Annotated in this window: 13 protein-coding genes; all 13 read left to right on the forward strand. The window is 49.1% G+C overall.

Annotation, left to right across the window (positions count from 1 at the left end; all coding sequences use genetic code 11):
* Positions 1–94: 94 nt before the first annotated feature.
* The 13 genes from AR543_RS10535 (at position 95) to AR543_RS10590 (ending at position 12460) form a co-directional block, all read left to right on the forward strand.
* Entirely contained in the window at positions 95–661 is a 567-nt protein-coding gene (locus AR543_RS10535; protein WP_060534188.1) for an Imm50 family immunity protein, read from the forward strand.
* A gap of 49 nt (positions 662–710) precedes the next feature.
* Complete coding sequence (locus AR543_RS24700) at positions 711–941, forward strand: hypothetical protein (protein ID WP_227871871.1); 231 nt, start codon at positions 711–713, stop codon at positions 939–941.
* Between the two features lie 23 nt (positions 942–964).
* Positions 965–1090: a hypothetical protein gene (locus AR543_RS24880; protein ID WP_257790512.1), complete on the forward strand. Its 126-nt coding sequence runs from the start codon at positions 965–967 to the stop codon at positions 1088–1090.
* Positions 1091–1142: 52 nt separating this feature from the next.
* Positions 1143–2747 carry a HEAT repeat domain-containing protein gene (locus tag AR543_RS10545; protein ID WP_060534191.1) on the forward strand — a complete coding sequence of 535 codons (1605 nt, stop codon included), beginning with the start codon at positions 1143–1145 and terminating at the stop codon, positions 2745–2747.
* Between the two features lie 22 nt (positions 2748–2769).
* Positions 2770–3627: a hypothetical protein gene (locus tag AR543_RS10550; RefSeq protein ID WP_060534192.1), complete on the forward strand. Its 858-nt coding sequence runs from the start codon at positions 2770–2772 to the stop codon at positions 3625–3627.
* A 180-nt stretch (positions 3628–3807) separates the two neighbouring features.
* Positions 3808–5103, forward strand: a complete 1296-nt coding sequence (locus AR543_RS10555) for a DNA polymerase IV (protein WP_060534194.1) — start codon at positions 3808–3810, stop codon at positions 5101–5103.
* A 200-nt stretch (positions 5104–5303) separates the two neighbouring features.
* Positions 5304–5546 carry a ferredoxin gene (locus AR543_RS10560; RefSeq protein ID WP_017813864.1) on the forward strand — a complete coding sequence of 81 codons (243 nt, stop codon included), beginning with the start codon at positions 5304–5306 and terminating at the stop codon, positions 5544–5546.
* Positions 5547–5767: 221 nt separating this feature from the next.
* Positions 5768–7183, forward strand: a complete 1416-nt coding sequence (locus AR543_RS10565) for a L,D-transpeptidase (RefSeq protein WP_060534196.1) — start codon at positions 5768–5770, stop codon at positions 7181–7183.
* 202 nt (positions 7184–7385) lie between these two features.
* On the forward strand, positions 7386–8480 hold the full coding sequence (locus AR543_RS10570; protein ID WP_060534198.1) for a quinone-dependent dihydroorotate dehydrogenase: 1095 nt from the start codon (positions 7386–7388) through the stop codon (positions 8478–8480).
* A 60-nt stretch (positions 8481–8540) separates the two neighbouring features.
* Positions 8541–9359 (forward strand): GTP diphosphokinase, encoded by an 819-nt coding sequence (gene yjbM / locus AR543_RS10575; protein ID WP_060534200.1) that lies wholly within the window; start codon positions 8541–8543, stop codon positions 9357–9359.
* On the forward strand, positions 9349–9822 hold the full coding sequence (locus AR543_RS10580; RefSeq protein WP_060534202.1) for a DUF309 domain-containing protein: 474 nt from the start codon (positions 9349–9351) through the stop codon (positions 9820–9822). The genes yjbM and AR543_RS10580 overlap by 11 nt, the downstream gene beginning before the upstream one ends.
* A gap of 220 nt (positions 9823–10042) precedes the next feature.
* The gene (locus AR543_RS10585; protein WP_060534204.1) at positions 10043–11695 is read left to right on the forward strand and encodes an RsmB/NOP family class I SAM-dependent RNA methyltransferase; all 1653 of its coding nucleotides are present in this window, start codon (positions 10043–10045) and stop codon (positions 11693–11695) included.
* A 3-nt stretch (positions 11696–11698) separates the two neighbouring features.
* Positions 11699–12460, forward strand: a complete 762-nt coding sequence (locus AR543_RS10590) for a pseudouridine synthase (protein WP_060534206.1) — start codon at positions 11699–11701, stop codon at positions 12458–12460.
* Positions 12461–12463: the final 3 nt, after the last annotated feature.

A 12463-nucleotide genomic window follows, 5' to 3' on the forward strand; every position in this document is an offset into this window, starting at 1 on the left:
CGTTATTATAGCATTGGATATATGTCAGGTATACGATAATTTTGCTGAAAATACAGCTTATACACGGCGATCCAAAAGAATGGAGGAACAAATCATGGAAGTAAGAATAGAGAAGGTAGAACAGAACGGAAAAGAATATACGATAAGGTATCAGCTGGAAAAGCCGCTGCCATTTGATCTGCACGATATTGTCATGCTGCAGGCAGGCGATTATGTAGTAGGCAGTGTACGTCAGCTGGATGCGGAGCAGATTACGCTGTATATCAGTAAAGATGAATTAAACTGGGGAGACAAAACGATTATCCAGCTCGCGTTCTCACCAACTGTATCGATTCGCGGCAGCAAAGAAATTATTGCGGAGCTGGGACATTTCCCGGATTTTGAAGAGGGTATTATTACCGGATACGAAATAGGCAAGGATCAGGTGGAACTGACGATTCAACTGCCGGAACCCTTATCCGATCGTGAAGTAAAGCTGACTTTCCTGGAAGCTTTTGATATTGAGTTCTCTCCGCCGGATGCACGTCTTAATGTGATCGCCGAAGTAGACTTCCGTTACGATGGTACCGATATGGTCGTGGATATTGAAGCCGCGCAGGGATTGTCCGGCAGCTTTTTCTGTGGCGGTATTCAGGCGGAGCTGGTTCAGAACGAAAACTAAATGATCCGGGTACAGGCCGCTGCTGCCAAAAGTAATAATCCATAGAATAATGGTGGATAACAGCGGCGGATACCGGTTTTATCCGGATGGGGCATTAAATATCGTGTTGTGGTATGGAGGGATAAGAATAATCTATATTACCGGGGATGCGCATGGTACACACGGCATCGCTTCCAGATTGAATACTCGTAATTTCCCACAGCAGAGACAAATGAACAAACAGGATTACGTTATTATAGCAGCCTGGAATGGATTCGGCAGCATTATGGGACGGATGTAGAAGAAGACGAGATGCATCATTATTTGCAAATGATACAAGACAAGCTTCATTGTCGTCAGTGGTGGTTTGGCCATTTTCATCAGGATGCGGAACTGTCCGGCAGGCAGTGTCTGCTGTATCACTCTATGGTTCTTTTGAGTGAAAATTAACAATTCAAATTGAAAGTACAAAAGATATACCCGAAGTGAGGAGGTCGGCATAGTGCCCAGACCGAAAAGAGAGTTATCCCAGCAAGTTCAAGTATGTATCAACAAACTATACAAACAGCAAAGCAGCAATTGGATCAGACTTATCCGGCGTTCCGGAGAAATTGCTGCTATTCCGTATTTGACGCCTTTTCTGGAATCACCGGATCTGGAATTGCAGACAGCAGCGGAGAATACGATTAGCGATCTGCTGCAGCATTGTCCTCCATCGGATCTGGTATGGCTGAGTGAGAAGATGCGTGAATACCTTCCCTATGGCTTTACGGAAAATGCCAGTCAATGGGTTCATTTGACAGCAGAAAACGTAAAAAAATGGCCGGCCAGCGTTCATCCGATCAAAATCATTATGGCAAGTTTCCATTGGAACGGCTATGTACGGGAAGAAGCATTAAAACGGATTATCCAGTTTCATGACGGATCCGAGATTCCTTTTCTGTTAATACGAATGAATGATTGGGTATCTCCAATCCGTTTTCATACGTACAAAGCATTAAAGCAGCGTATACATACGCATAATGCAGGTGCTTTTATCCGTAATATTACGCTGGTGAAAAGACTGGAAAGCTGCGGAAGAGATCGCTATGAGACATTGACAGAGTCCGTTTATGATCTGCTGCGTCAGCCGGAATGTCTGCCGGAGCTGGAAAAGGGAACGTTATCGACAGACCGGGATACCCGGCGTTTTTGCCTTCAAATGGCTCTGGAATCGCGTGCAGCAGTACCGGCAGAAGTACTCGAAAAAGCACTGTATGACCGTGATGCTTCTATACGACTATGGGCAGCGAGACAAAGTGGTAAAACATTATCTGGTGCAGGTCTGCAACATATCCTTTTATTAATGATAAATGATTCCTTTCCATCAGTGCGACGGGAAGCATTGGAATTGATGGCACATCATTCTCCTGAACAGGCGATTCCTTTTCTCAAAGAAGGACTGCTGGATCGCAATGCGGTGATCCGCGAGATTGCTCGCAGGCACTTGTCACAAACGGAATCGGTATCTTATGCAGAACTCTATCTGGATACCATCTGGTCGAACAATGAACGATACCTGGCAGCAGCACTATATGGTCTGGGCGAAACAGGACAGAAGGAAGATGCCGAGGTTATAGCGGAATATGTGCATCATCCAGAGATTCATGTCAGAAAAGCGGTCGTTCATAGCCTGGCACGTCTGAATGCAGATGCATACCGGGAGCTGCTCTGGCAGTCGCTGCTGGATAGTCAGCCTGGAATATCCAGAGAAGCGGTACAAGCACTGAACAGGCATACCTATCTACTGAACAAGGAGAGATTGGTGCAGGGTATTATAGAAAGTCACTGTGTACATGTACAGCGTAATATGCTGCGTCTACTGCCGGCTGTAGGAGGATGGCAGCAGCTGGAGGGGCTACTGGATATTGTAGCTCGGACCAGATCAGGCTGGATACAGCGGACCAGTATTCATCAGCTCCATAACTGGATTCATGCCTCGGGTCGTTCGTATCGTAGCCAGCTTACCGATGAACAGGCACAGGCACTACTAGACAAACTGGACGCCTGCACGATACTTCTGGAACCCAAGCAGGTTCATCTGCTGCGATGGCTGATTACTTCATGACATGGTAAAGGAGAACAAATAGATGGGAGAATATTTTAATAAATACCGGCTGGAGCCTCAAAAGGGGGAGACACCTCGAACGATCGAGATTAACCATGCGGAAATCATGGCACTCAACAAGATGATCATGTTTCTCAAATTTGAATGCAGCGATCCGGAAGCCGGTCTGTATGCAGGCAGTACTTCGCTGAACAGCCTGCTCGGCAAGGTGCTGGAAGTGTATCCTTATCGCGAGAGCCAGCAGGACTTTCTGATGAAGCCGAATCCGCGTATCGCCGGTATTGTAATGGATCAGCTGGAACGTGCCGATCTGATAGAGCGGACTTCGTCTGCCCGGCGCAGTCCCGAGTTGAATCGTCTCATTATGGAAGCGATGGTATACCCGTATGCTTATGATGAACAATTGATGCAAAGGGAGTCGTACCCGCCGCTGCTGCCAGAAGATGAGGTGCAGACAGGTGAGCAGTGGACAGAGCAATTGGCTGGAATCATGTATAAAGAGCCGCATGCAGAACAGATTCGGAGCAGCTGGGACAGATTGTCACTCGGGATACGCAATCTGCTATTGTTGATCGACTATGATACCGAACTGCAAATGAATGGATTGCTGACAGCACTGCATAATTTTGATGCTCGTCATCAGCTCGATCAGCTGATCACTGCGCTGCAGGATGCGGGACTCGTACATGAGGCTATTTTGGTTCAAGATCTGCAGCAGCTCCGCAGCACTGAAGAAGACATAGATGCAGCAGGCAACCTGACGAGAGTATTTGCCGCCAAATTACAAATCGCCGAACAGATTATACAGTCGGATGAGCATTCTTTTCTGTATGATCGTATGTACGATTATGCGGATTGTGTTTTACAAAGCTGGAGTTAAGACATTTTGTGTCATATACATATGATGATGTTTTGTCTGTAGCATGTACCTTATTTATCTGGAATTGTCCTATCATTGATTGTCAGATGGCTATTCTTTTTTTATAATAAAAGAGAACATTTGTACGCATGAAATTGTCTATTCATCAGCAGGATGTCAGTCAGCAGGAGGAGGGAAGCGATGAGCGGCAACAAAGCCTATTATCCGGCACGTGGCCGGGTTATTCTGCATGTGGATATGAATGCTTTTTACTGCTCGGTTCATGCCGCCGAGGAGCCGGACAAGTACAAAGGAAAACCGACAGCGGTAGCCGGCAGTGTGGAGCAGCGTAAGGGCATCGTCGTCACCGCTTCCTACGAAGCCCGCAGACGCGGAGTGAAAACCGGTATGCTGGTCGGTCAGGCACAGCAAAAGTGTCCGAATATTATTGTGATTCGGCCGGATTTTCATCTTTATCGTAAATATTCGTCTGCTTTCATGAATATTGCCTATAGCTACACACCGCTGCTGCAGGCAACTTCTATTGATGAATGTTATCTGGATATTACAGGCTCCAGCCAGTTTGGTACTCCAATGGAGATAGCAGCGGATCTGCAGCGGCGTATCCAGGACGAACTGGGGCTTCCCTGCTCGGTGGGAATCGCACCGAACAAATTGCTGGCCAAAATGGCTTCGGATATGAAAAAGCCTAATGGCATCTCTATTCTCCGTATTCGGGATGTGCCTCATCTATTATGGGATCAGCCGTGTGGACAGTTATTCGGTATTGGTAGCAAAACAGCAGCCAAATTGCGGGAAATGGGCATTCGTACGATTGGACAGCTGGCTGCTGCAGATGAAGCCAGACTCAAAGCCAGATTTGGCATTCAGGGCAGCTGGCTCAAACAGGCTGCGAATGGAACCGATCATTCTCTTGTCGAGCCGGATCATGAACCCAACAAGTCGATTGGCCATACGACGACGCTGCCGGCGGATATTCAGGACCAGGAGGATATACGCCGGGTCATGCTGAATCTGAGCGATCAGGTATGCCGGCGGATGAGAAGGCAGAAGCTCATGTCACGCACCGTGCAGATTACGATCCGTACGCCGGATATGAAGACGATCACCCGTTCCAAGGCATTGTCAGCCCCGACAGAGACCGCCGAAGAAGTGTATCATGAAGCTTGTGCGCTGTATGACAGGCACTGGGCAGGTAAAGGACCGGTTCGTCTGCTCGGGGTCACTTTGCAAAATCTGCTACCCCGTGATGAAGCTGCGGTCCAACTCGATCTATTCGATTATGAACGCCAGCCGCAAAAAGAACAGCTCAATGAAGTGATTGACCGGCTGCGTGATAAATTTGGTGAAAGTGCCCTGCTGACAGCCGGGATGCTTGGCAATGATCCTTCCGTGCTGATTCGTAACCACAAGATCCGGGGAACTTCGCTGCAGCGGGATGGACAGCGTTTTACACAGGAAGAGGAACCTTTATAAAGCAATCGTTTGGGTGAGCGGCTTAAAGGGTAAAATTTAACATAACGGATTCCCGGTTTCAGAGTGATTGCACACTCGTAATTGGAAAAGGGCTGGCAATACATTTGAAATTCTTGAAGGTTTATATTATATTTTGTTTATATGTACAGACCGGGGTCCGATACAACGACTACTGGAAAGCATGGATAGGAGGAATACAGATGAGTAAATATACCTGGGTTGATAAGGATACATGCATTGCTTGCGGTGCTTGTGGAGCTACAGCACCTGACATTTATGATTACGATGATGAAGGTCTGGCTGAAGTTATCTTTGATGGAGACAACAATCGCGGCGTAATGGCTATCCCTGACGATATGTTCGAAGATATGCAGGATGCATGCGACGGTTGCCCTACCGATTCGATTCATATCGAAGATGCTCCATTCAACAAAGAAGCTTAATTTCCTTTGGAAAAAAGCTTTTGCCAAACGCTCTGTTCACCGTCCTGGTGGGCAGAGCGTTTTTTGTGCAAAATATGCTGTGCAAATTGATTCGCCAGCCCTATGCGGGATCAACGAAATTAGCCGATATAGAAGATAATAGGCATACTCTGTGCAGAGCCAAATACATAACCTGATATTCCAAAGAAGGGAGATTCGGAAGCCATTCCGGGGATGGATGAATGAAAAACTTACTGTATCTAAAACGCTATGTGAAAATGCATCCGAATAACCGCATGGGCTGGTACCTGCTGGGCAAAGAATACGAAGCGGATGGACAGGTAGGCAAAGCCAACTACTGTTATAACCGGGCTGGTGATATTTATGAGGCCTTTGAACACAGCAAAGTACCGGCAGATGTACTCAAAGATTACGAAGCCAAGGTCATGGAAATGGCTCATAAACGGGAGCAGAAAATACGTCGATGGCGTTATAGTTTATTGGGAGTAGCGCTGCTGTTCCTGATTATGATGCGTTCGGTAACTGCACCGAGTGACCAGGATCGGCTCATGGCACAGAACGATCGCAGCGAACCTGCTGCAACGACTAATAGTACAGATGCGGATAACTCGCCGCAGAAAAAGCCGCCTTTCCGTATGCCTCTTGCTTTTACAGCTATCGAATTGTCATATGGAAGTGACGAGACAGGCGATGCGGTTACCCGTTATATGCAGCAACAGACACAGGGGACAGCTCCTGACAAAGCAGTAGTACTGGGTATGCAAAAAGCGGATAAATGGCTGCTATGGGAGCCTGAGCTGCCGGTGATGTACACTCTGGCAGAGGGTGACAACCCCGGGCAGACACTTGTCCAGTCATATGATGCCAAGAACTGCCACTGCAAGCCTGGACAGCTGCAGCATTATCAAAAAGAAGCTGGAGAATGGATGCGGCAGCAGGAACAGCTAGCCGCGATGCAGACCGCGATCTCTCACTACCAGATGGCCAAAGGGACTTTGCCTGCTCAGCCCAATCAGTTGGAAGCACCTTTTCCAAGCAACTGGTTGTCTGGCAGCACCGAGACGATGAATCAAACCTTTACCGCTTTGAGAGCACTGCAAAGCAGCGGAAAGCTGCCTGCCGAAGCAGCAGCGGGCATGGATGGGGAGGCCGCGCAAATTATGGCTTCCACGCTGGGAGGACATCCCTATTTCAAACAGCCGCTTGAGATTATTGTGGACAAGAAAAAGCACCGTCTCGCTGTAGCCAGCGGATCGGTATTGCTGCGTAATTATGAAGTAGGACTCGGCGGGGCAAAAACACCAGAAGGTACATTTAATATCTCGATCAAGGTAATGAATCCGAACGGCAAGTCGGATGGTGATTTTGGCAGCCGTGGCATGCAGCTGTCGGATAGCCACTATGCGATTCACGGCACGAATGAACCGGATAGTATCGGAACAGACGAATCGCTCGGCTGTGTACGAATGGATCAGGCGGATGTGGAAGAATTGTTTGATATGATACCGCTCGGAACCAAAGTAACGATTGCGAACAATGTACTGCCCGGTAAGGTATGGGTACCGGAGAAGCGTTTTGAGACCAGCAAAAGTCAGAATCAGACAGATCCGAATACTGTCTACCACTGGCTGGATTAAATAAAACGCTATCAAACGGGTGCAGCGAATAAACATAAACGGCAATCCGGAAGCGGTCTTCTTAAAACGAGAAGATCGCTTTTCTTTTGACCCGGAACAGGATAAACTGTTATAGAGATCAAATCTGCAGGCTGGCCGGACAAGGCCTTGCAGGATACGCATCAAGGCGGTTTGCCAATGCCAGGAACGGAGTGAATGCAACTTGTTGTATCGTAACATTTTCAAACCTGTATTGTTCCGGATGGACCCGGAAAAAGCGCATCATCTTGTAATCGGCGGACTGGGCGCAGGCGTACGTATTCCCGGTACGCTGGCAGCTATGAATTCGATGTACGGCATTACCAGTACACCCGATATGACGACGGAGCTGTTCGGGATTACATTCCCGGGCCCTGTTGGTCTGGCAGCTGGTCTGGACAAAAATGCCCAGGCGGTGCCCGGGCTATCGGCCTCCGGGTTTGGATTTATGGAGGTAGGTACGGTTACACCGCAGCCCCAGCCGGGTAATGAACAGCCACGGCTATTCCGTCTGCCATCGGATCGCGCGTTGGTGAATCGAATGGGATTCAACAATGAAGGCGCAGACGCGATGGCGGCGAGGCTCAAGGAATGGAATGCCCGTCCAATCCCGATTGCCGTGAATATCGGCAAAAATAAAGTGACGCCGAATGAGCAGGCAGCATCCGATTATGAATCCTGTATCCGTACGCTGTATCCATATGCTGACTTCTTTGTAGTTAACATCAGCTCCCCGAATACACCGGATCTGCGCAACCTCCAGCATGGCAACGAGCTGAAGGAACTGCTTGCTGCCGTTATGGCAGAGATGAAGCGTCAGGAACAGCAGCATGGTTCGGCAAAGTCCGTGCTGGTAAAGATTGCACCGGATGTAAGCACTGCCGAGCTGGAATATATGGTCGATACCATTCAGTCCAGCGGAGCAGCAGGTCTGATTGCCACGAATACGACGCTGTCCAGAGAAGGACTAACCCACCCGGATGCCGGGCAGGCAGGCGGCCTCAGCGGACGTCCTTTAACCGAACGTTCCACCGAGATTATCGCCAGCGTATATCGCCAGACCGGTGGCAAACTGCCGATTATCGGCTGCGGAGGCATATTCTCCAGTCAGGATGCCTATGACAAGATCAAGGCAGGTTCCAGTCTGGTGGAAATTTACACTTCGTTTATTTATGAAGGTCCTCAGGTGACCCGTGAGCTGCATAACGGTATCCGTGAGCTTATGAAGCGTGACGGCTTCGCACATATCTCGGAAGCGGTCGGGGCAGACCACCGCTAATCCAACCCCTAATACATGTATATTCGAAAGAATGAGGTCATAGACTGAGGAGGCATGAAGATGGATGACAGAGACTGGGAATTATTCTTGCTTCCCTATGAACAAGCGGTTGAAGAATTAAAGGTGAAATTCAAAACGATGCGCGCCGAACTCAAAAAAAGGGAAGAATACGCGCCGATCGAGTTTGTCACCGGACGGGTCAAAAAAATATCCAGCATTCTGGATAAAGCCAAACGTCTGGACGTTCCGATGACGGAGCTTGAGACAGGAATTGAGGATATCGCAGGCATCCGGATTATGTGCCAGTTTGTGGAGGATATCCGCTGGGTCGCACAGTATATTCGTGCCCGCAAGGATCTGACTGTTCTTTATGAAAAAGACTATATTACCAACTTCAAGGATAGCGGCTATCGCAGCTTCCATATGATCGCCGAGTATCCGGTACAGACAGCCTTTGGCCAGAAAATTGTACTGGCCGAGATCCAGATTCGTACACTGGCGATGAATTTCTGGGCGACGATTGAGCATTCCCTGAATTATAAATACCGGCAGAGTCTGCCGACACCGATTCGCAACCGCCTGAAAACGGCAGCCGAAGCAGCGATGATCCTGGATAATGAAATGTCCAGTATCCGCGAAGATATTCTGGATGCCCAGAAGAGCTTTGAGGACGATGCCAGCATCGTGCAGAGGGTACTGACCGATATCCATCGTCTCTATTTCCACCATATGATTACAGAGGCGATCGAGAGCCAGGACAAGTTCAATGCGCTATGGCAAAATAAGGATTTTGATGGACTGCGCCAGCTGGCGGATGATGTCAAGCGTATGCGCAAGGCGGCTTCACGAACGATAGAAGAGGAAAATCATGAGCGCTGAATTTGAACCTCTGTATGTGGCGTATCTGGTATATTTTAACCGGGATCGTGATTATTTTGAGTGTCACGAGGTACTGGAAGAGCTGTGGTTGAATAAAGGCAGAGAGCCTGTGTATCAAGGGCTGCTGCAGGTGGCAGTCGGACTGTACCATTTCCGCAATGGTACGATCCATTCTACTTACAACAAGCTCAGCGGGGCCTTGAAAATGCTGCAAAGCAGCTACCGCAAGCTGGCTTCGTATCCTCTGCAGATGCTTGGTATTAATATGCAAAAGCTGCTGAATGATGTGGAACTATATATTCAGAAGCTGCAGCGTTACGATGAGGAGCCGTTTGCTTTTTATGATCTGGATATCGAGATTGTCGATCCGCTGCTGCGTCAGGCAGTCGAGGAGGCGTCACTTGTGATTCCGGTTAATACTCCCCAGCGTACCGGATATGAGCGCGGACCCAAAGCCAAGTAAGCCCTGAGCTGCCGTTGTCAGTATTCCCAGCAACAGCTTTGATGTAATCGCTAATGATACAGAGAAATAAGAAAAATGATAGATATTGCCTACTCATACAATCAAGCTTGCCCGTACAGGGCAGGCTTTTTGTTTTGTCGCCTCAGGCTCAAGGAAATATGCTAAAATATAGCTTGTTCCAAATAAGTACGTTATCTACCTCGAAGGAGCCTATAATCTTATGTCAGTACAATTACCGCCGCAATTTGTGCAGCGGATGCAGGATTTGCTTGGTGATGAATTCCAATCCTTTATGGATAGTTATGAGCAGTCTCCACGTGCGGGACTGCGTGTAAATACATTAAAAATCTCCAATGAGCAGTTTCAGAAGCAGTCTCCGTTCGAGCTGCGATCTATTCCTTGGTGCCCTACCGGTTACTATGTAGATGCTGCTGCGCGTCCAGGCAAGCATCCGTATTATTATGCAGGTCTCTATTATATACAGGAGCCGAGTGCGATGAGTCCGGTCGAAGCGCTGGAGGTGCAGCCTGGTGACCGGGTTCTGGATCTGTGCGCTGCACCCGGTGGCAAGTCGACACAGATCGCTGCCGCGCTGCAGGGCCAGGGTCTGCTGGTTACCAATGATCTGAGTGCGGAACGTACACGCGCACTGGCCAAAAATATGGAATTGTACGGTGTTCGCAATGCAGTGATTCTGAATGAATCGCCGGATGTAATCGCTACTAGATTTGCAGGTTTCTTTGATAAAATTCTGGTGGATGCTCCCTGCTCCGGCGAGGGGATGTTCCGCAAAGACGATGATGCTGCACGTCAGTGGCTGAATCATTCTGTCGAGCGCTGTTCCATTATGCAGCGCGATATTCTGCAGACGGTAGCGACGATGCTGGCACCTGGTGGACGAATTGTCTATTCGACCTGTACTTTTGCACCTGAGGAAAATGAACGCAGTATCGCTGTTTTTCTGGATCAGCATCCGGAATTCAGTGTGACTCTGCCTGCCTATGCAGAACATTTCCGTCCCGGACGCAGCGAATGGGCTTCCCAGGTAGAGCAGGAGATTCAGCAGGGAGCTACCGTATTGTCCGCTATTCCTACAGAAGGATATACACCAGTATCCGAAAAGTCTATTGCACAGACCGCACAAACGGTACGGCTGTGGCCGCATCTACTGGAAGGCGAAGGGCATTATATCGCTGTGCTGGATCATCAGGCAGTGCGTGATCGGAATTATGTGCCTGCCGAGCCGCCGGTCATAGCTCACTCACACAAGGAGCGTCCCCAGCGTCACACGGCTTCCAGACCCGACCAGCGGATAGACAAAAAAGCAGAACGACGTGCAGAACGTGATGCCCGCAAAGGACGGACAGAAGGCAGAGACAAGTCGGGACGTCAGCACTCCGTCAGTCGGATACCTGCTACAGAAGAGCTATCACCGCTGCAATTATGGCAGGAGTTCAGTGCCAAAGAACTCAATGGAGAATGGGGAACGCAAGGCATCATTACCTTTGGTCATAATCTGTATCGTTCGCCAATTGGCGAGAGCCGTCTGCAGGGACTCAAAGTGATTCGCCCTGGCTGGTATCTCGGCTCCTGCAAAAATGGACGATTTACTCCCGGACATGCATTGGCCGCTGCATTGATCCCTGCAGAAGCAAAACGAAGATTGAATCTGAGTGCTGATTCCCCCGAAGCCATATCATATCTAAAAGGCGAGACATTATCGGTGCCGGCCGAACGTATTCAGTGTGACGAGGATGTATCGTCGCGCGGCTATGTGCTCGTATGTATTGACGGTTGTTCGGCAGGCTGGGGCAAATGGCAGCAGGGAGACACACTCAAAAACGAATACCCGGCAGGATGGAGATGGATCTAAACAATGAGTACCCCCGTAAAAAAGCAGCGTCTCGATAAAATACTTGGCAATCTCGGCTATGGTACACGCAGCGAATTGAAGCGTGCAGCCAAACAGGGTCGTATGACCGTTAATGACAAGGTAATCAAAGACAGCGGTTTGCAGGTTGATCCGTATCAGGACCGCATCGAGTTTGACGGCGAACCAATCATGTACCGCGAATACGTATATCTGATGATGAACAAGCCGCAGGGCGTAATCTCGGCTACCGAAGATCGGCGTGATCGGACCGTAGTGGATCTGCTGGATGTGGAGTATCAGGTATTCCAGCCTTTCCCGGTGGGGCGTCTGGACAAGGACACCGAAGGACTGCTACTCATTACCAATGATGGGCAGCTCGCTCATGATCTGCTGTCTCCACGCAAGCATGTACCCAAAACCTATGAAGCCCATGTACTGGGAGAAGTGACAGACACCGATATCGAAGCTTTCCGGCAGGGAGTCACACTGGACGATGGATACGAGACGCTTCCGGCAGAACTGCGCATTCTGGAGCATACGCCTTCACCGGAAGGTACCGTATCCCTGATTCAGCTGACTATTTCCGAAGGCAAGTTTCATCAAGTCAAGCGGATGTTCGAATCGGTAGGGAAAAAGGTTATTTATCTCAAGCGCCTCTCTATGGGAGCATTGCAGCTTGATCCTGCACTGCCGCTTGGCGAATATCGTGAATTGACCGCCGCCGAGCTGGAATCGATCGGCCGGACAGCGGATACCGCGCAATAAGCA

This window comes from Paenibacillus bovis (assembly GCF_001421015.2).
Lineage (GTDB): Bacteria > Bacillota > Bacilli > Paenibacillales > Paenibacillaceae > Saccharibacillus > Saccharibacillus bovis.

Coding starts and splice junctions, on each gene's coding strand:
- AR543_RS10560 (WP_017813864.1), top strand. CDS start 5,304: ATGAGTAAATATACCTGGGTTGATAAGGATACATGCATTGCTTGCGGT.
- AR543_RS10550 (WP_060534192.1), top strand. CDS start 2,770: ATGGGAGAATATTTTAATAAATACCGGCTGGAGCCTCAAAAGGGGGAG.
- AR543_RS10555 (WP_060534194.1), top strand. CDS start 3,808: ATGAGCGGCAACAAAGCCTATTATCCGGCACGTGGCCGGGTTATTCTG.
- AR543_RS10535 (WP_060534188.1), top strand. CDS start 95: ATGGAAGTAAGAATAGAGAAGGTAGAACAGAACGGAAAAGAATATACG.
- AR543_RS10585 (WP_060534204.1), top strand. CDS start 10,043: ATGTCAGTACAATTACCGCCGCAATTTGTGCAGCGGATGCAGGATTTG.
- AR543_RS10590 (WP_060534206.1), top strand. CDS start 11,699: ATGAGTACCCCCGTAAAAAAGCAGCGTCTCGATAAAATACTTGGCAAT.
- AR543_RS24700 (WP_227871871.1), top strand. CDS start 711: ATGGTGGATAACAGCGGCGGATACCGGTTTTATCCGGATGGGGCATTA.
- AR543_RS10565 (WP_060534196.1), top strand. CDS start 5,768: ATGAAAAACTTACTGTATCTAAAACGCTATGTGAAAATGCATCCGAAT.
- yjbM (WP_060534200.1), top strand. CDS start 8,541: ATGGATGACAGAGACTGGGAATTATTCTTGCTTCCCTATGAACAAGCG.
- AR543_RS10580 (WP_060534202.1), top strand. CDS start 9,349: ATGAGCGCTGAATTTGAACCTCTGTATGTGGCGTATCTGGTATATTTT.